Origin of the sequence: Simkania negevensis Z (genome assembly GCF_000237205.1) — a bacterium.
GTDB classification, from domain to species: Bacteria; Chlamydiota; Chlamydiia; order Chlamydiales; family Simkaniaceae; genus Simkania; species Simkania negevensis.
In genome coordinates, this window is record NC_015713.1 from 2,064,610 (window position 1) to 2,083,804 (window position 19,195).

Below are 19,195 nucleotides of genomic sequence, written 5' to 3' on the forward strand. Positions count from 1 at the left end.
GCTATTTCCGAGCGAAAAAAAGGGGGAAGATTACCAGAAGCCAAATGAAGAAACCCTCAAAAATTCACCAACCTCGATTCAAAAAAAGCCTCCGGCCCGGGGAGACTGAGCGCGGAGGCAGGGAGTACGGAAAGAAAAGAAACTCTTTAATTTTTAACTTCCAGTGAGAACATCTCCTTGAGCAATATTCACCAGAACTTGCGCAGTCTGAATTGCTGTTCGAAGCGCTTCATTCGCCTGAGAAGTCAAGTCGTTTTGGCCAGCTTGAGCCATCGCTTGAGTTGATTGTCCAATTGCTTTGCTCGCTTCGTATTTTCCAACTTCTTGTTGGTATTGAGCGCCAACGCCATCGGTCACACCATTTGCGATCATTCCAAGAGAGCGGCCAATAAGATTCGCAGTTTCACCTTTTTGACTAGCAGCTCTTAGCTGATCAGTAACGTATCCTTGCTTCTTCTCGATTGTCTTTTCGAGGTGAGTGACAAGATTATTCGCTTGTTCCTTACTTGATTTTTGAATCACAAGCCTATCTGTCTTATCAGGACCATAAATCTCAATTGATTCATCTAGATCAAGTTTTTTATAATCATTTGTCTTCGTTAACTCTTCCATTCGGTTTTGAATAGCCTCTCCTCTAGCTTCTTCTTCAGTCATTGGTCCAATACGCTCTCTATTCGAAAGAACTCTTGAATCAGGTCCTTTAACTTGTTTCGCTTCTTCGAGATATTTATTCATCGTTTCAATTTCAGCACGATCCCCTTTTAGAGCGCTTTCTGCTTGCCATTGTTTAACTGTAGCAAAGGCAGCACCCCCTAAAGTCATTCCACCATTGAGTAAACCGCCAAGCCCACGAAGTGCTGTTTGCATCGCTTGTTTATCAAAAGATTCTCTAGTATCTTCTGCAATATTTTTAGTTGCTTCAAAGTTGAAAATGTTCTCTATAAGAGACAAATTAATCATAATCACTGACAGCTCGACACTTGAAGAAATCAACCCATCAATTGCAGCCTGAGCAACAGCCTGGTTTCCGACATTCACTGAATTTGATTGTGGTAAATTTAAAGCCATATTATTTCCCCCTTATTTATTACTGAGCCAACATGTCGGCTACAATGTTTTGATTCTGATTAAGTAAATTACCAACTCGGTTGATCATGACGCCGAATTCCTGCATCATTTGGATAGCATCTTGAACAATATTAGACGTTTGGACTTGAGTCGCTTTTTCTGATGAAGAAAGCGTTTTCAATGAAGCATCTATTGTTCCTAGTTTCGTCATTGCAGAAGCTTGCACACCGTCATAACCAGCAACTGCGCATTCCGCAGTACCAGCAGAGATCAAAGCAAAGTTCTTAATATATTCTGAAACGGAAACAATCCGATTCACAGCAGAGGTTAAAGCATCCACAACCTTTGGAAGTTTTTCAGTGATAAATCCGCCTGCTTTGTCTGCAGCTTTTTTTAATCCATTACTTAAGAGGTTAACATCTGTATCATTTGACTTGAGCGCCCCATAGCCGCCAACCATTGCTCCAGCAATTGCGACAACTTCCAAGATCGCATCAAAAGTGATCGTTAAAGCCTTTTTCACCTCATCACTCACAGGTAGTGCGTCAACAAAACCTGCTACAATCTGAGGCCCTTCTTTTGCGAGAGCACTGAACCCTCCCATCATTGCCACTGAAGACATCCGTGGCACGTTAACAGTAACTTTACTAAGGGTGTCTTTTAACTTGCTAAGATCAGATCCTAACTCACCTAGTTCGGATCCGACGCTCTCGAGAGAGGCTGCAGCTCCAACACCAAGGCTTCCCACCGTAATAGCGGCAACAGTTAAAAGGCCGCCGACAAATTCTGCCACATCTTTGGGTAAAAACTTTTCCAGCCCTTCTGTGATACCCTTACTCATGGCTTTACCAGCAGGACCAGTGAGTGCTGCTGTAGCAACAGCTGCAATGAGCATTCCAGGATCCATTGAAACCACACTCACAAGTACAAGAATGACGGGAACCACAATCTTTAAAATTTTATCCCACCAAGGTTGATGAGTTGATTTGTAGTAATCTTTTGCTGCTTTAACAAAATTTTTCTGAGCATCCGAACTTTCAGCAACTCCGAACGCATTGTTTGCTTGTCCTAAAAATGCTTGAAGATCGGCATTTGTCGTTTCTAAACCGTTTAATTGTCCGAGAAAATAGAAAACGACAAAGAGACTCTCAGATGGAAGGGAATGGTTAGTTTCAAAGAGCGCTTTCATGTTTTGTCCAATTTGATTTAACCCCTCTTCGACCGATGTTTGCGCACCAGTTAAAGCCTCATCATCTTGAGTCGACTTATAAGAATCGATTGTCTCCTGCAATAAGAGGAGAACTGAATTTGCTGCATCAGAAGAGCTGTTTTGATTTGCCGTCACGAATTGCTCTTTAGAAGCATTAATTTGTTGAATTGTTGACATATATTTAAACCTTCTTTTTTATTAAACTAATGGAGAACTCAATAAGGACGCTAAAAAGTCTTGCAATTGATTTGCTGTATTCATATAGGTAAATTCTTGAGTCTCGTTTTGTTGCATTGTTTGAAGCCCAGAAGTTCCAGACGATAGCATCGCCTGAACAATTCCAATCACCGATTTGAACCAAGATTCACAATTTTGCACATCTGCTTGGACCATGTTCATATCACTACTGTTTGTATTTGGACTGCTACCCTGTTTCCAAATTGCAGGGTCATTTTTCGAGTTATTTCCATCAAAGTTATCTGAAACTCCTCCTTGCATGAGGTTCGTCACTGTTTGCTGTTCTTGAGTTGCAAATGCCGTATTTGCATTTGAATCGACCAAATAAATGTTCACCATTTGTATCATTGTTGCCGATATCGCGTTAGCCATCGCATTTGCAGATGTTAACGTTGCCAGTGTGGCGTTTTGAGTAAAATGAAACTGCGTATCATTTGGTTTGTATATTGGAGTACTACTCATCTCTCCCTCCTAAAATTAATTAAGCTGATTTTTCAATTCGGTTTGTTGCAAAGACGTTATGTTTTTCAGGAGCTGTTCTGTGATTCCTTCAAACTGTTTGTCTTCACCCGCATAAAATTTCGCTTCAGACTGCTCAGAAGCATTCATATTTGTGAAAAGGGTATTCGTCTCTTGGATTGATTGTTCCATCTGTTGCATTTGATCCACCCACCCTTGATAGCTTGCATCACCTGACTGAAAAGGTTGATAATTATTACTAGCTGGTGCTCCATCCCAAATCGTTGTCGTCCACTCTGTAGTTCCTTGTGGGCTGGATGCAGTGTTAAATTGAGGAACCTGTTTTGTCACCTGCTGACCATCTATCTCAACCTGAACAGATTGGGTAGAATAATCCTTCGTTCCGAAGATTGTGCAAAGGTTATTAAGCGCTTCTTGTGGAATCTTTGTCCCATCGAAAATCGGATTCGTGTAGAGATCCATTAACATGTTGTTTGCCGCAGCATAGGCATTGACCACAGGCGTTTGATTAACCGAGTCATTTCCCATGATTGCTTGGCCCGCAGTCTGCGCAAAACCATTTTCAATCCATTGCATATCATAAAGATCTGTATTTGCTAAATCTGACTGTGCAGAAGAATTCCACTCACCTTCCCCTTGGTAGTATCCGATCATAAAATATAGAATCTCTCCGACATACATCAGAGCTTGCCCAGCAGAACTAAAAGAGCCAAGCTTATGCAGCATAGACTCAAATGTTTGGTTCTCTTGAGCTTCCCAATTTTGTTGGGTATTATAAACGAGTTCTGTCATCTAACCCTCCTAACTTCTTGTTTCGGCTTGAATCACCGTTTGCTGCATAGACGTTGTATTCTTATTTAGGTTTTCCCAGATGCCTAAAATCATCTTTTGAGCACCATAAACATACTTTTCAGTCGATTGCAATGTCGAGCTTTTATCGGTGTATAGCGACGTCGTTTGTTGGATCGTCTGCTGAACGACTTGCATTTGATCAACATATTTCGTATAGCCTTGATCCCCAGGTGCAAAAGTGCTTGCTTCGCCCCAAAAATTTGTCGTTTTGACGACTAGCGCAGATGTATCATTTTGAGGATCTTGCGCATTGTATGAGGTGTCGAAATAAGGCACGTTTTGCACAGTTGTTGGATTTCCATCTATAGTGACCGTTACTAAGTGGTAGCTGACATCTGATGATTGAAGCCCAAAAATCGTTACCAGGTTATTTAAACTTTCCTCAGGCAACTGTGTCCCCTCAAACATAGGATTAGTATAAAGGTCCTGGAGCATATTGTTTGCTGCTCCATAGGCTTGCTGTGTTATCAGATAGTCATTATTTGTAGGAGCGCCATTGATCCCGTCAGAAGTGACCTGTTGATATGAATTCTCAATCCATTGCATATCATAGAGTTCCACATTTGAAAGGTCATTCATCCCGTAAGATTGCCACTCTGTCTCACCACCATAATAATTGGACATAAATGAAAAAACCACCTGCAGGAACATAAGCTGTTGTCCAGCCGTGTTATATGTATCCATTTTGTCCATTACAGTGTCAAAATTATTATTCTCTTGAGCCTGCCAGGCACTTTGAGAATAAAATACTGTGTTCGTCATAATTCCCCCGTAAGCTCTTCACAAGCTTATATATTATTAGGCCCTCCGCCCAATTCTAAGTCTCAAATGAGGCCTCAGAGAAAAACACTCAATGGTTGAAAATACAACCTTTGAAGTAACTTTAAAGCGAATTGACGCAAGATACTGTTAATGAAAAAAATGCGACAACGCTTAACTACCTTTAAATCAAAAACACACGGGTATGCAAAGCATACAAGTGCATGTTCTATCTTTAAGATAATCAGCGTCTTAATGACTTAATTAGTGTAGATAACGCTAGATTGCCTTCGGCTCAGTGTGAAACACCTCGCCTGGATCTTAGGGTATTTTATCTGCCGCTCCTTAGAGCCTTCTATGGATCTGCCTCAGGTATTTATTATGTAAGGCATTTCCTTTCTCTAGCTCTCTGGCGCAGCTACCCGGATTAATGATTATTTATTATAAATCTCTTCGATCCTGTAAACAAATAATAACATATTTTTATTTAATTTAAACAATTTTTTAAAAAAAATTAATATTAATTTTCTATGTTATTTATATTAAGCAACTTAAGATTAAAACTGATAATGAGTTATTTCCCCCATTTTTGAAGTTGTTTTAAGTCTATTTTCTGGGAAAAAGGGGAAAGATTACTAACCTGAACTCTCGGTTTATTTTGCTTAATCTAAGGAGAGAAAGTTCTCTTAAATTCTCGGTATTTTTGACGATGGGAAGGGCCAAACGGTCCTTTTCGAGGCAAAAAGGCTGAGAAGAAAGAGAAAAATCCCTGAGAATGAGTGAAATACACCCAGAGTTCAGGTTACTCACCTGAGCTCTGGGTGTATTTTGTTTAGTCTCAAAAAAAAGCCCCTGTCCCGGGGAGACGGGACAGGGGCAGGGAGTACGGAAAGAAAAGGAATAGAATAAGGAAATGATTTTTTTCGCCTGGAATTTAAATTCCTAGACATTAACACTTTATAATGGACCATTCGGCCCGATCCAAGTTTCAATGAAACTCAGAGAAAAAGCAAATAACTCTTATAAGTGAGTTGACGCAATATACTGGTAATGAAAAAGATGCGACAACGCCTAACTACCTAAAAATAAAGCACAAGCAGATGCTAAATACATCGGGTGCACTTTCTATTTCTAAGGTAATCAGCGTCTTAATGACTTAATTAGTGTAGATAACGCTAGATTAGCCTCCGGCAAAGTGAGTATCACTTTCGCCTAGGATCTAGGGCAATTGCTGTTTTAAGTTCGGAAGCTTTTGGTGGAATGACCAAAGGTAATTATTATGATGGTACTCCCCTGAAGACCCCGTTTTTTCCAGCTTACCCGCTTTAGCTATTACATTATGATCTCTTCGATCCTGTAACTTAATAATATCATATTTTAACAATAATTAAACAATTATTTTAAATTTTTTATGAAAACAAAAAAAGAGCTCCATAATTATTAAGAATAGGAGTTTTTTTGAGGGATTCTTAAATCGGGAATAGCCTAAGGCTATTCCAGCGCTCAAAAATTCTCCCGCTCCGACTTAAAAAAAAAGACCGTCATACAGTGTATGACGGCCAACCTGAGCATTAGCTCAGGAAAAAGAAGGGGAGACCTTTTAGCATCATTTAAAAATGCTACCTAATTCAATTCTTTGTATGTGAATAGAAAATGACGCCAGAATGCTGGCCGTTGAAGGTGAAATATTTAAAGAGCTATAAGCTCTGACTTTCCGCTTTCTTAAACACAGGGTTGGCGATGGCCAATCTGCGCCTATCCATCATGGTACCGGCACTTCGTGCTCAACCATAAAATTCTTAGTTCATCTTGACCCATTTTTTAAGCCACTTCTTGCTTTCTGCAAACCCCCATATCTCATAGATAATGTGGGCGATTTGAGGAGAGCAAATTGACCCCAAAATCTGAGTCCAATCTTATGCTAACAATCCTTCGGTTGGGCACTAAAAGCCCGGTTGAAAAATCAAAATGGATTCCGATCATTATAGATCAGATACCAGCTTGTTTTTTCAACAAACAAACCTTAAATCATTGCTTAGTAACTTTTAAATGTATGCTCAAATGTATTCCCGTCCATTTGAGTAAATATTGGTGGGTCTTTCCGGCCCCTTCCCTAGCCTATTAAAAGGCTGTAGGCAAACTGTCGAAAAACGTAAAAATTAACACAGATCGCCCTCTTCATAACTATAATTATAATATATATATTATTTTTTAATAAATAAAAAAGTTAAACAACTGATTTATAAGTATTTATGAGGGTGCGCTTTTAGATAATTAGTTGATTATAAGCAACTTAAGATTGTATCCAATTCTTGGGTTTTTTCCTCTTTTTTTTGAGCTTCCCTTCTTGCTCCTCTTCAGAGGCATTCTGAGATTCTTCCTCTACAGGAGCGCTTTTGCCAGCTCCAGCTGATGCGGCTTTTTTAATATCTCCTACCCCTTTATCGAGCTTTTTCTTCGCACTTTCAATGGCTTCCCACTGACCGGGGGAGAAATTTTTTGGATCATTAGAGAACTGAGCGAGTTGTTGCTCCGTCATTCCGGTTTTTTCGCAGATTTTCTTCGTCTCTTCTTCGATGCGCTTTTTCATACTCATCACGCGCTCAACGGCTTGCTTCTTCTCTTCGGGTGTTCCATTGATCATAATGTGTTTAAACCGCTCAAAATATTCGACCGAATCTTCAAACACTTCCTGTAGCCGCTCCTCTTTTTCTTCTGGGCTCAGGTTGAAAAACTCCATGATGCGTTCATATTCGCCAGCCATATCTAAAACTCCTCAACTGTCTGCGAGAGGGCACCCCATTATAAAGGTGACGCCCACTAGCCTTATTATAGCCGAAGAAATTCCTCGGTCAAAAGAAAAAACGATTCTTTTTGAATAAAATCCGAGAAAACTTTAAATCAATAGGATGAGTGATAGAAATGTGAGCAGATAGCATGCAAGCCGAGCGTCTTTTAGAAATTTTAGCTGAAAATCTCCATTTAGAAGCCATTCCCCAAAAGGATAAGGATGGCATCTATAGATTGAAACTTCCGCCAAACTTTCAAGTCGGTGTATTAGAGCTCAATCCTGGAGTCTTTTTTTCCTCCCTTATTCTCCCTATCCCAAAAGAAGGAAGCAAAGAATCTTTGTTCATCTATCTTATGAAGGCCAATCTTATGGGACAAGGAACGGGCGGTGGAGCGATCGGAATCGATCCCACCGAAAAGTTTTTCACTTTTTCACAATCACTCCCCTTTGAAATGAACTACCAAGTTTTCAAAGAATCTCTCGAAGATTTCCTAAACTATATTACATATTGGCAAGAAGAGATCGTCCGCTTCAACCAAACTTTGCTTTAGGCAAATCCATTTCGATCACCTTTCTATTTTTCATGTCAGACTTTTTTTTTGCAGATTTTCTAACTTTGTTTAAGCCCACTTTATCATGGAGATTCAGCTCGGCATCAACTCGGTTTTTATCTCTAAGCAATTGATGATTTCCTAGAAAAAAAACAAACATCTGTGTATCTTCCAAAAAGATAGGAACATTTAGGTATGGAACAGTTGTATGGCAGGTTTTCTTATCGCCGAAGAAGGCCCTTTGGCAGGCCTTGTCGTCCGAATGGAAGAAGGCGAAGAATGGATCATTGGGCGTGATCCCGATGTCTGTTTTCAAGTGATCGAAGACCCTATGGTCTCTCGAAAGCACGTCATTTTTCATTTGAGCGATGAAGGTTATCAAATTGAAAACTTAAGTGCTGTTAATCCCGCAACTGTAAACGGAAAAGCAATTGATACCCCTACCCTCCTTCAAGAAGGTGACACTGTTCAAATTGGGAGCGTCTTTTTTCGTTATACTGAAAAAGATCCTGCTGCAGCTCCTTCTGAGCAGCAAGTCGAATCTGTGCAAGATGAAACTCCAACAATTTATGAAGAATCGGACGATTTAGATGCTCTCGCTTTTACTGGAGGCGCTGATGCACGTTGGATCATTAAAATTATTTCAGGACCAAACGCTGGCGCCGAGTTTGGGTTACATGAAGACACTACGTATGTGATTGGGAAAGATCCGAACACGTGTGATATCATTTTTCAAGATCTAAGTGTCTCGAGACAGCACGCCGAAATTTCAGTGACTGCTGAAGCCAAAGTCACGATCCGAGATTTGGGAAGTCGGAACAAGGTCCTTGTTAACGGTCTCGAAATTCAACAGCCCACTGAGCTAAGCACCCAAGACTTAATCGCACTTGGAACCACTTCGTTTTTGGTGATCGATCGAGAACAAACACGCGAAACCATTGTTTCTCCATCCGCTGGATTTGAATATCTCCCCCCTTCAAGAGAGGAGAAGGAAGACGCAGTCGTTAAAACCGCAGAAGCCGAGGTTAAAAAAGACTGGAAGAAAATGATGATTCCAACGCGCCACCTCATTCTCGCTGGAATCTTCGCAGTTCTTCTCATCATTGCTTTAGGCGGTGTGTTTAGCTTATTTAAAAGTGAATCTGTCACAATTTCTATTGCCGACGAATCCCAAGAAGTGAGTAAAGCGCTCAAAAATTTTCCCGAAGTTGAGTTCTCTTTTAATCCTTCTTCAGGAAAGCTTTTTTTACTCGGCCATGTCATGACCGAAGTGGACCATCAAGAAATGATGTACATGCTCCGTTCCCTTCACTTTATTCATTCGATTGACGACAATGTGATCATCGACGAGCTTGTTTGGGAAGGAACAAATGCTCTCATTTCAAAAAACCCTACCTGGCGTGGAGTGAACCTCACCTCGATTGTTCCGGGACACTTTGTATTGCGTGGCTATGTACAAACCCTTGAAGAAGCTTCGAAACTCTCAGAATACATTAATTTGAACTTTCCTTATTTAGATAAGCTCGACAACCAAGTCGTTGTCGAAAATACACTGGAAGCACAAATCCAAAGCCTCCTTCTCGAAAAAAATCTTTTAAATGTGACATTTCAATTTTCAAATGGAGAATTGATTTTAGCTGGCCGCGTCGGTTCAAATCGCGAAACTGATTTTAGCGAGGCCATAAAGATGCTTAAAAAGGTGAAAGGGGTGCGCATGGTAAAAAACTTTGTCATCATCACTTCACCAACAAGTGATGTGATTAACATTACATCAAATTATAAAGTCACGGGAAGTTCAAAGCTTGGAAACGTGAGTCAATATGTTGTCATCAATGGAAAAATTCTTTCTTCTGGTGACTCTTTAGATGGTATGAAAATTACAAGTATCGAAGAAAATTCAATTTTTCTCGAAAAAGATGGCATTAAATATCAGATTAACTACAATCAGCAATAAAGGTAACTACTAACTCAAGAGGTTATTTGTCCAATGTTTGGATTAGAAAAGAAAAAGAACAAGCCTTTTGAATTTGATCTTGAAAAAGAACTCAAAAGCAGCAAAAGAAAAAAAGAAGTTCTCACAATTTGTGAAGAACGAACAAAGCAGTTGAAAGAAGCACTAAGGGAAGGAAAAGCATCAGAAAATTTTGACCAATGCGGAATCATCATGCAAGGTTATGCCGCATTAGAAAAAGTAGTAAAGAAAGCTTCGACTTAAAATTTTTCATGAAAGTAGAGAGGTAAAGACTAATGAGTGGTGACTATCCCTGGACCAAGGAAGCATTGGGGACAAGGTTAACATTTATAACCTTAATTAAGAAGTATTCGGCGCTGCAAGCCGCTGTTGTCTGTCAGGTCCGTAACGTTGCAAGTTCGATTAGCGCTGCAACACCCGGTAAATTCCTGCTCTTGCAGTTCTCAATGTCGCAAGTGACACAGGTTGGTGATTCGATTTCAAACCTGATTTCGCAGGTCAACACAATGATCAACAACTCGGTACGAAACCAGAAAACAAGTTAATAAGCTTGTATTTTCGCTTTTGCTTTATGCCTCCGTTTGGCATAAGGCAAGAAAGAAAGATTTAGCAAAAAGGAATGAAAAATCATGGAAGATCTAAAAAAATACGAAGAAGACTTCTTCTTGTTTTTAGAAGCGGGTTTCATTGCCATTAACCAAGCGGATGAAGATTCTGCTGTCAAGCTCTTAAAAACTTGCGAGCTGATGCAGCCAGAAAATCCCCTCATCAAAATTGGGTTTGGATATTTGCACCTGCATAAACTCGAACTCAAACAAGCCTGTGAGTACTTTGAAGAGGTCCTGCGCATTGATCCAGGTAATGAAATGGCTACGACATTTCTAGGAATCGCGCTTTCTCTGACTCCAGACAAAGTCTCAAAAGGTGAACAGTTGCTGGAAAAATCAGCAAGAGATTCTTCGGACTCTCAAGTAAAGAAGGTGGCGAATACAACCCTTGACTTTGTCGAGCAGTTTGTGAAAAAGACACCTGGACCTGCAGATGTAAAACGAAAGTAGACTTATGGCCGAACAAGCTCCAGAACGCATCACTTCAAACATCGAAGCCACGAAATCGATCCAGCCTGGTGAAGAGCAACAGCCACAACCAGGCGAGTCTTTTAAGTCTTATATGGAAGGTGGAGAACAAGCTGGCCAGGCTCCAGGTAAGTCAGGAGGGATCACCCCCTTTGATTTAGCCGGCCAGGGAAGTATGGCTGCATCTGCAGCCCCTTCAATGGACACACTTGTTGGACAAATGAATAGCACATCGTCTGTTCTTGGCGATTTGCAAAATCAATTGCACACAAAAAATCTCAATCTCAAGCAGTCGCAAAAATATCTGCTGCGCAACAAACTGACAAGCGCAAACCAAGACATTCGCTCGGCAGCAGATAAGGCTGGAGTTGATGTGGGGGATCCTCCACCAACAAGCGCGCGTCAAAGCCCTGTCACAAAATTTCTTGGATTGATCACAGATGGACAAGACCAGCTCAATAAAACCCAAGAAATGATCCAAAATATGAAGACCGATGGGGGATCTCTAAGCCCTGCAGCCCTCCTGACAATTCAGGTGAAGCTGGCGAAAGCCCAACAAGAGCTTGAATACTCTTCTGTCTTGCTTAGTAAAGCTGTAGACGACATTAAAACAATGTTTAATATTCAGTTATAAGCATTTATGCTTTGCAATTAAATTTCTTTTTTCTCATAATCTTTCCAATCTTAACGAGGTTATTATGGGAAAATTGCAAAGCATTATTTCTAAAGAAAATCTTTACTATACGGCAGCTTCTCTTGGCGCAGGGCTCATTGCTGCACGCTATTTGACACTTCCTTCTAAAGCAATTGCCACTGTGAGTTTGATCACAGCAGGCACATCAGCTGCTGGACGCAGTTTCATCGATGATGAATCGACTAAAACCAGAAGAGGAATCGTAACTGTTTGCTCGATCGCAGCGTCTTTTTTCACTGCAGCATTATTTCTCAATACCTACTTTGCAGAAATCCTTACCAGCGAAACAATCTCGATCGTTCTAGGAAGTAGTTTTCTTGGGCAAGCGGTTATGGCTGTCTTACTGAAAACAGTCCTTTTTAACCCTTTCAATTCTGTGAAAACTTTTCTAAAGCTCTCAGACGATCAACTCTTGTCCCTCCATGAAAAATACGAAAACGATCATGAATCCTACCAAAAGTTATCGCCTTTGATGCAACTTCTTTTGTACAACCAAGTTGTATTAGTGGGTAAAACCCTTACAATCCTTCCTGCTCCACCGACTGAAGAAGAAATCTCTGGGTTAACTGACGAAGAAGTCAAAAAGCTCTACTATTGCGATGGCTTTATCTTTACGGAGGATTGCCCTGCTGCAAAGCAGCTCCTGCTCCGCTTTTATCAGCTTGGACTTACATACAACTCTTCTTTCGATCTATTTATGAAAGATGTTCCCCTACCTATCCCTTCTACCCCCTCAGAAGTAAAAAAATTATCGACGAAACAACAAAAATGGCTAAAAGTTTTCTTCGAAAAAAATCCGAATGTCGAAAAAAAATTAGATGTGAATCTTAGCTGGGAAATGGTGAATAGTGATATCTTATCAACATGTTATTGGGACTCAAATGACATCCCTCAAGCCAATCATCACCTAATACGAAACATTTACAGGTCTGCTCTTAAAATTGAAAGGTGGCTTTCGTTCTCCTTTAAAAATCAGGAGGCCCTTAAGCTCCGCTTTAAAGAGCTTAAACTCGACCATACATTTCCCACACACCCTCAAACTCCTAAAGAAGTCGCAGATTTTGACGAAACTTGGATACATCATTATCACAAACACTATGACTCTTCACGTTTAGATCAAAAGGTCCACAAGGCATTTATTGCTAGATTTTTTGAACTCGACTTAATGCCTCCTGGTACAAAATCCTATGAAGCTTGGACGACAAAACAACTTAATGCTTACTCGATGTTAGAAGTTCCGCTTCCCACTAACAAAATAGATTTGTTTGCTTTAAAAGAAAATCAACTCCTATGGCTCTTTCCTATCGCTTTAAAAAGCGAAGATTGGAAAAGTCTTTCTTTTCCAATGCAAGCACTCATCTGCAAGAAATGCTTCAATACATCCACCGCGTATGAAATTCATTTCACAATTCCAACTTTTCAAGAACTCTGTGACACGATCATCTATAAAGAAATAGGACAACAACTGCGTCAACAACTGCAAAAAGATCAAGCAGCATGGAAAAAACTACCTCTTCTCTTGCAATGGAAACTAAACAAGAAGGCTTTCTCAGAAAATTCTCTGGCTATGATTCCTTACGCTTTTGATCCAAATAGTCTTGAAAAAACTCCAACCGAGAACATTCGCGTATACCATAGCATATTTGAAGAGAACGGTGACTTATGGGAACAGCTCAGCTATGAACAACAGGTCGCATTTAACGTCGCTTTCAAAAGTAATTATCAAACAGAACTCCCTTTGAAGGCAAAGCCAACACGGAAAAAATGGCTTGGAATCTTTTAGCCTAGCTTCACTCGCCCTTTAGCTTGGGGTTTATTCTCTCATACGATACAATGAGGTTAGAGAGGAGTATTGTCTATGGCTGAAGGCCCTGATTTCGATAAGCTTATCGGACAACTAGAAGACATTGAACTGACTACAGTTCATGGACGCATCACCGAAATTGTCGGAATGCTCATCAAAGCCGTTGTCCCCAACGTCAAAATGGGTGAGGTTTGCCTCATCAAGCGCGACGGTGATCCCCTCATTGCTGAAGTTGTTGGGTTTACAAAAGAAGAAGTCTACCTTTCCCCTCTAGGAGAAATGACAGGCGTCGGTCCATCATCTGAAGTGATCCCTATGCGCCTTCCTCTTCATATCAAAGTTGGTCCCAATCTTTTAGGACGGGTCTTGGATGGACTCGGTCACCCTCTCGATACAGCAGAAAAAGGACCTCTCGAACTTGAGGAGACTTACTCAGTCCTCAACGCTCCCCCTGATCCACTAAAACGAGAAATGATCGATAAGCCGATTTCAACTGGAATTCGTGCGATTGATGGAGTTTTGACAGCTGGTCGAGGACAAAGGATCGGGATTTTTGCGGCTGCTGGAGGCGGTAAGTCGACAACTCTCGGGATGATTGCTCGCTATGCTCAAGCAGATGTCAACGTTATCACCTTGATTGGAGAGCGGGGACGTGAGGTGCGAGAATTTATTGAACATGACCTCGGTCCCGAAGGGGTTGCCCGTTCTGTGATTATCGTCTCAACGTCAGATCAAGCAGCGCAACTTCGTTTGAACGCTGCCTATGTGGGAACAGCTATTGCCGAATACTTCCGCGACCAAGGAAAAACTGTCATCCTGATGATGGACTCTGTGACCCGTTTTGCACGAGCTCTGCGGGAAATTGGTCTTGCTGCAGGAGAACCTCCTGCGCGCGCTGGTTACACTCCTTCAGTTTTCGCGACACTACCAAAGCTTCTCGAGCGCTCAGGCAACTCAGACAAAGGTTCGATCACAGCTTTCTACACGATTCTCGTTGCTGGAGATGACATGAACGAGCCGGTTGCCGATGAAGTCCGCTCGATCTTGGATGGACATATTATCTTGTCAAGCGAACTTGCTCGTCAATACCACTACCCCGCGATCGATATTCTCAGTTCTGCGAGCCGGATTCTTCCGAATGTTACGAGTGAAGAACACCGCAAGCTTATTGGTCAGATCCGAGAAGTTCTTGCGAACTACAAGAAGAACGAGCTTCTTATTCGGATTGGAGAATACAAGCCCGGCTCAGATAAGCAAGCCGATTTTGCCATCAAGTATGTGGATAAGGTAAACCGCTTCCTCAAACAAAAAGTCGATGAAAAGTGTACCTTTCAAGAAACTCTCGAGCAACTCCAAGCCTTATTTAGGTAAACGTCATGGCTCAACCGCAGTATCCTCTTGAACAACTCGTCCGCATCAAGAAAAGGCGACTTGAAGAGGCCGAAAAAGTTTTAAAGCAAAAAAAAGAAGAGCTTGAGCAAGAAAAGAAAAAACAAGAAGAGCTTGAAGAAGCGCGAAACGAAACGTTTCGTCACAAACAAGATAAAATGACACAGCTCCGAGATGAAATGGACAGAGGTACTACCTCAGATAAAATTAAAATTGCTCGTGAATACATCAAAGTTGTCGATGAAGAGCTCAAGCAAAAAGAAAAAAAAGTGCAAGACCAAATTAAAAAGGTCGAAGAAGCGCGTCAAAAAGTAGAAGAGGCTCGCAAAGATCTCGTGAAAAAACAACAAGACATCGAAAAACTCAATATGCACCGCAAAGAATGGGACAAAGAAATGAAGGCCCTTGAGGAGCACCAGATGGCAATCGAAACTGATGAGATCGGAAGCGCCATGCATAACATTCGAAAACTTAAGGGTGAATAGAAATGGTTGATCCAACACAACAACGGGGTGAGACTGGGCGTTCTATGGGGCCCGAACCAGAAAAAGAACAACAAATTGATCCTGAAAAGTTTAAGAAAGTTCTCAAAGTTGAAGAAGTCGACCCTTCAGAAAAGCGACAACAACGGCGCTTAAAAAAAGGGGAAGAAGAAGGCGATGAAGATGAGGATGTCCAAGCAAAAGCTCCTCCTCCCCCCTCCAGTTCTTTTGCCGAGTTCATGGAAGACAAAAGTGAGCTCGATGGCCTCTTCGACTCAGAAGGAGGTGGAGTCCGTAAACGGGCAGCCCCTCAAACATCAGAAGCCGCACCAAAGCCTGGCTCGATTTCAACTGAAGGAGTCGAAGTCGGAGAAGAGCAGCCCTCTGCACAACCTCAAGCGCAAGTAGCCCCTTCACCCTATCAACCTCAAACTACCTCTCAACAGCAACCTCCGACTGAGCAACCTCCCCCCTCTGCGCAACCCTCCGAGCAACCTTCATCATTTGGGCAAGGAGAAGAAGGGTTTCCCGATTATGCAACTCCTCAATACCAACTAGGTGAGCAACAAAACGCCAATCAAACGGCTTATACAACCGAACAAGCGCAAACACAACCAACGACTGAAGCAAGCCAAGAAGGGAAAGAAGAAGGTTCCCCAAAAAAGAAAGAAGAAGATACCTCTCTTTTAGCTTCACAACCCACCAAAGATGCTCTCAAATCTAAAAAGAAAGTCCCAGCAAAGCCCGCTCCTCGTATTGAAACGATCACACCTGAAGAAAAACAACCGACCTCGACAAAAGAAGAAGCTGCTCCAAAGCAACCTGTCGCTAAAGGTGAAGAGACTCAGCAGCCTTTTCCTCAAGCTGGAGAAGAATCAGTCATGCCAACTTTTATGGGAGCTCCAGCACCAACAGGAGCAGAGAAAGGAGAAAAACTCGCTGAACAGCCATTAGAAGCACCGATGGAAGGTGAAGCTAAGCCCCCTCTTGAAAAAACTACCGTCCCCACTCCAACTGAAGAAGAAACTGGGGGAGTCTCTCTAGAAGGAATCCAGAAAAAAGAAGTAGTGGGTTCAACTGAAATTCCAGCTCAAGCCCCTCCACGAACAAGACCTCAAACAGCTGTCACATTCGAGCGGTACACACCTGAGCAAATTCGAAATCAAAAGATGGGTAAACCCTCTCCTCTACCAGCTGGAGCCCTTTCAGATGAAGGCTTTGCCACCCCTTCCCTTCCCGAAGAAGAAATGGGAATGATGGGAGATCATAAAAAGAAAGACGATTTCCCCTTTATCAATGCTGATGAGCTGACTGCAAATCTTCCTCCACTTGAGCAGCCTTTCGCTGCTATTGTTCCCCCAACCGATGCACCTCATTACTCCCAACTCTCACCCCAAACTTATGAGCTCTATGAAAAGATGGTGGGAACCATTCTTGTGCAAACACATTCAGGTATCACTTCCACAACAGTGACGTTGAATATGCCCAATTCTATTTTCAATGGAGCGCAAGTGATCCTAGAACGCTATAGCACTGCTCCTCAAGCTTTCAACTTGCAACTTGTTGGAACTCCCCAAGCAGTTGATGTGTTCAATGCTAACATGGCTGACTTAGTTGCAGCGTTTAAGCAAAGTCAGCATGCATTTGAAGTGAACTTGCTTAAACCTGTCCTTGAAGGAAAAAAACCTCTCATCCGTCGCAAAGGTGCTGCAGGCGGTGGCGGCGACAAAAACAAGAAATAATCCCCTTGCAATTTGCTTAGGAGTTATGCCAACATAGATCTCGATTGGTAACCTGAGTTCTGGATTTATTTTGCTTATTTTCGGGTGAGAAAGATGAGAAAAATCCCTGAGGATGAGTGAAATAAACCTAGAACTCAGATTGATATGGATTTGAGAGGTATTCATGGTTCTTCCAGTTTCAAAAGACGGAAATACATTGCACCAAAAAGTGCAAGAAAATCAAAAAAAGCCCAAACGTTCGTTCAAAGAGGCGATGAATCGGAGTGAAGCAAAGCCTCAAGCGCCCAGGTGGTCTGTATTTGATTTTCCCCAACATAAACAAACATCTAACTTCCGTAGAGAACGCCCAAAAGACAAAACATCATCAGAACACGTGCAAGGACGTGCAGAAAATCGCTCCGACATCCGATCTGTCAGCCAGGAATCACAAGAAATTTCAGCAATTTCTGAGCTCTCTCCTGCCATGGAAGAGCTGCTCAATCACATGGAGAATTATCTTTCCATTGAAAGCCAAAATGGGGTTTCGACAACTGAACTTATCTTGGAACTTCCAGACCCCTATGGACAATTTCACGGAACAGTCATTCAAATTGACCATTATGACACCCATCCGCATAGCTTCAATGTTTTGCTCATGAGTCCGGATACCACAGCTGTTGATGATCTCACGGCTCATCTTCCAACTCTTTTGAAAGCGCTCCAAACCAAACTTGAGCATTTTCAAGTCAATCTTCTACCACCGGCTTTTACGAAATATGAAAAGCCTGAATCTTTGAGAAAAATCAATCAAACAGAGAGAGGAGAAAAGAAAGGGGAACAAAAAACGGAAAAAATTGAAAGAAATCCCTTCCTAAATTGATTGAAATAACGTATTTTGCAAAGGAAAGAACTATCAGGACAGGTCCATGAGCGTTGCGCCAGAAGGCTGGATCAAACAAATTGAAACATCAATTTTACAGACTAAAGAAATCCCCATGTGGGGAGCATTTCCTGGATTTCCCTGGAAAGAATTTGCCAATGTCTTTGCTCAAAACTTCAATTTAAAAGAGTTCAAAATGACAGTTGGCACTTCTGAATGGAAATCTGGATCTTCTATCTTAACAGGAATGGGACGTTCTCCCTTGCAGCTTAGTATGGAGCTCACTCCCTTGCAAGGCAGCTTTTCACTCATTGTCCCTACAGAAGACTTTACCAAACTCTCTTCTTGGGCCATTGATCCCAAAGCAGGAGAAGAAGGCTTTTCCGATCCATTTCTGCAAAAAGGATTCTTTCGCTACATCACATTAGAAGCTTTGCACCTTGTCGATCAGTTGCAGATTTTTAGAGGCCTCACTCCAAAAATCGTCGAGATGCCTCTGAGTAAAGAAGATGCCTACTGTGTCGATATCGCACTTGAAAAAGATAGTGAAACAGTATGGGGACGCCTCGTTTGTCCTCCCCTTTTCCACGAAGCTTTTCGCGAGCATTACACGGGTGAGTGGCGCCTTTCGATTCCTTCAGAAAAATACGAACAAATCGATCTCGATCTCTCTATGTCTGCAGGACGAACAACCCTTTCGCAAGATGACTGGAAAAACCTCTATGAAGGCGATTTGCTTTTTCTAGATTACTGTTCCTATTCGCCTAGCTTGGGAAGAGGAACCTTTCAGCTCATGTTTGATCACCTTCCCCTCTTTCAGGTGAAACTCAAAGATGAGAATGTTAAAATCCTCGATTATGCACTTTACTATGAGGAAAGCAAGATGACCGATGAACATGATGAACATATGTACGAAGAAGCTCATCGCATGCCAGGAGACCCTTCACATCCTGAAGAAGAAATGGCAGCAAAACACATGGGGCAAACTCACTCTGAAGAAATGATTTCCCCAAAAAAAGTTCCCATCCACTTATCTGTTGAAGTGGCTCACCTCAAAATGAACCTCGATAAACTTCTCAAACTTAAGCCTGGCAATACATTAGAACTCAATGTTAAACCAGAGCAAGGCGTCAGCCTCGTTGCCAATGGAAAGTGCATGGCTAAAGGAAATCTCGTTCAAATTGGAGATGTGATTGGCGTAAAAATCACAAAAATTGGTCAATAGGCCA

At 41.7% G+C, this 19,195-nt stretch carries 19 protein-coding genes; 12 read left to right on the forward strand and 7 right to left on the reverse strand.

Features of this window, described 5'->3' with window-relative positions; all coding sequences use genetic code 11:
• Window positions 1-153: 153 nt before the first annotated feature.
• The 6 genes from SNE_RS10135 to SNE_RS10165 form a co-directional block, all read right to left on the reverse strand.
• Window positions 154-1,068, reverse strand: coding sequence for a hypothetical protein (locus SNE_RS10135; protein WP_013944327.1), 915 nt, complete (start codon window positions 1,066-1,068; stop codon window positions 154-156).
• A 19-nt stretch (window positions 1,069-1,087) separates the two neighbouring features.
• Window positions 1,088-2,455, reverse strand: coding sequence for a hypothetical protein (locus SNE_RS10140; RefSeq protein WP_013944328.1), 1,368 nt, complete (start codon window positions 2,453-2,455; stop codon window positions 1,088-1,090).
• A 21-nt stretch (window positions 2,456-2,476) separates the two neighbouring features.
• On the reverse strand, window positions 2,477-2,977 hold the full coding sequence (locus SNE_RS10145; RefSeq protein WP_041419053.1) for a hypothetical protein: 501 nt from the start codon (window positions 2,975-2,977) through the stop codon (window positions 2,477-2,479).
• Window positions 2,978-2,992: 15 nt separating this feature from the next.
• Window positions 2,993-3,787: a hypothetical protein gene (locus tag SNE_RS10150; protein ID WP_013944330.1), complete on the reverse strand. Its 795-nt coding sequence runs from the start codon at window positions 3,785-3,787 to the stop codon at window positions 2,993-2,995.
• 9 nt (window positions 3,788-3,796) lie between these two features.
• Entirely contained in the window at window positions 3,797-4,609 is an 813-nt protein-coding gene (locus SNE_RS10155; protein ID WP_013944331.1) for a hypothetical protein, read from the reverse strand.
• Window positions 4,610-6,899: 2,290 nt separating this feature from the next.
• A complete protein-coding gene (locus SNE_RS10165; RefSeq protein ID WP_013944333.1) occupies window positions 6,900-7,370 on the reverse strand; it encodes a hypothetical protein in 471 nt (156 codons plus the stop codon).
• 173 nt (window positions 7,371-7,543) lie between these two features.
• Between SNE_RS10165 and SNE_RS10170 the strand changes: the two genes are divergently transcribed.
• Complete coding sequence (locus SNE_RS10170; RefSeq protein ID WP_013944335.1) at window positions 7,544-7,948, forward strand: type III secretion system chaperone; 405 nt, start codon at window positions 7,544-7,546, stop codon at window positions 7,946-7,948.
• Here the strand turns inward: SNE_RS10170 and SNE_RS13240 are convergent.
• Entirely contained in the window at window positions 7,929-8,108 is a 180-nt protein-coding gene (locus SNE_RS13240) for a hypothetical protein (RefSeq protein ID WP_013944336.1), read from the reverse strand. The two genes, SNE_RS10170 and SNE_RS13240, sit on opposite strands and share 20 nt — an antisense overlap.
• 48 nt (window positions 8,109-8,156) lie before the next feature.
• Here SNE_RS13240 and sctD point away from each other — a divergent pair, with 48 nt between their 5' ends.
• The 11 genes from sctD (at window position 8,157) to sctQ (ending at window position 19,191) form a co-directional block, all read left to right on the forward strand.
• The gene (gene sctD, locus SNE_RS10180) at window positions 8,157-9,902 is read left to right on the forward strand and encodes a type III secretion system inner membrane ring subunit SctD (RefSeq protein ID WP_013944337.1); all 1,746 of its coding nucleotides are present in this window, start codon (window positions 8,157-8,159) and stop codon (window positions 9,900-9,902) included.
• Between the two features lie 33 nt (window positions 9,903-9,935).
• The gene (locus SNE_RS10185; RefSeq protein ID WP_013944338.1) at window positions 9,936-10,163 is read left to right on the forward strand and encodes a DUF5398 family protein; all 228 of its coding nucleotides are present in this window, start codon (window positions 9,936-9,938) and stop codon (window positions 10,161-10,163) included.
• Between the two features lie 32 nt (window positions 10,164-10,195).
• The gene (locus SNE_RS13245; RefSeq protein ID WP_013944339.1) at window positions 10,196-10,465 is read left to right on the forward strand and encodes a hypothetical protein; all 270 of its coding nucleotides are present in this window, start codon (window positions 10,196-10,198) and stop codon (window positions 10,463-10,465) included.
• An 84-nt stretch (window positions 10,466-10,549) separates the two neighbouring features.
• Window positions 10,550-10,978, forward strand: a complete 429-nt coding sequence (locus tag SNE_RS10195) for a CdsG family type III secretion system protein (RefSeq protein WP_013944341.1) — start codon at window positions 10,550-10,552, stop codon at window positions 10,976-10,978.
• 4 nt (window positions 10,979-10,982) lie between these two features.
• Complete coding sequence (locus SNE_RS10200) at window positions 10,983-11,630, forward strand: hypothetical protein (RefSeq protein WP_013944342.1); 648 nt, start codon at window positions 10,983-10,985, stop codon at window positions 11,628-11,630.
• A 64-nt stretch (window positions 11,631-11,694) separates the two neighbouring features.
• On the forward strand, window positions 11,695-13,473 hold the full coding sequence (locus SNE_RS10205) for a hypothetical protein (protein ID WP_013944343.1): 1,779 nt from the start codon (window positions 11,695-11,697) through the stop codon (window positions 13,471-13,473).
• A gap of 75 nt (window positions 13,474-13,548) precedes the next feature.
• A complete protein-coding gene (gene sctN, locus SNE_RS10210; protein WP_013944344.1) occupies window positions 13,549-14,865 on the forward strand; it encodes a type III secretion system ATPase SctN in 1,317 nt (438 codons plus the stop codon).
• 5 nt (window positions 14,866-14,870) lie between these two features.
• Window positions 14,871-15,368 (forward strand): hypothetical protein, encoded by a 498-nt coding sequence (locus tag SNE_RS10215; RefSeq protein WP_013944345.1) that lies wholly within the window; start codon window positions 14,871-14,873, stop codon window positions 15,366-15,368.
• 2 nt (window positions 15,369-15,370) lie between these two features.
• Window positions 15,371-17,107 carry a hypothetical protein gene (locus tag SNE_RS10220; RefSeq protein WP_013944346.1) on the forward strand — a complete coding sequence of 579 codons (1,737 nt, stop codon included), beginning with the start codon at window positions 15,371-15,373 and terminating at the stop codon, window positions 17,105-17,107.
• 163 nt (window positions 17,108-17,270) lie between these two features.
• A complete protein-coding gene (locus SNE_RS10225; RefSeq protein ID WP_013944347.1) occupies window positions 17,271-17,966 on the forward strand; it encodes a hypothetical protein in 696 nt (231 codons plus the stop codon).
• Window positions 17,967-18,012: 46 nt separating this feature from the next.
• Window positions 18,013-19,191 (forward strand): type III secretion system cytoplasmic ring protein SctQ, encoded by a 1,179-nt coding sequence (gene sctQ / locus SNE_RS12440; RefSeq protein WP_013944348.1) that lies wholly within the window; start codon window positions 18,013-18,015, stop codon window positions 19,189-19,191.
• The last annotated feature ends 4 nt before the right edge of the window (window positions 19,192-19,195 follow it).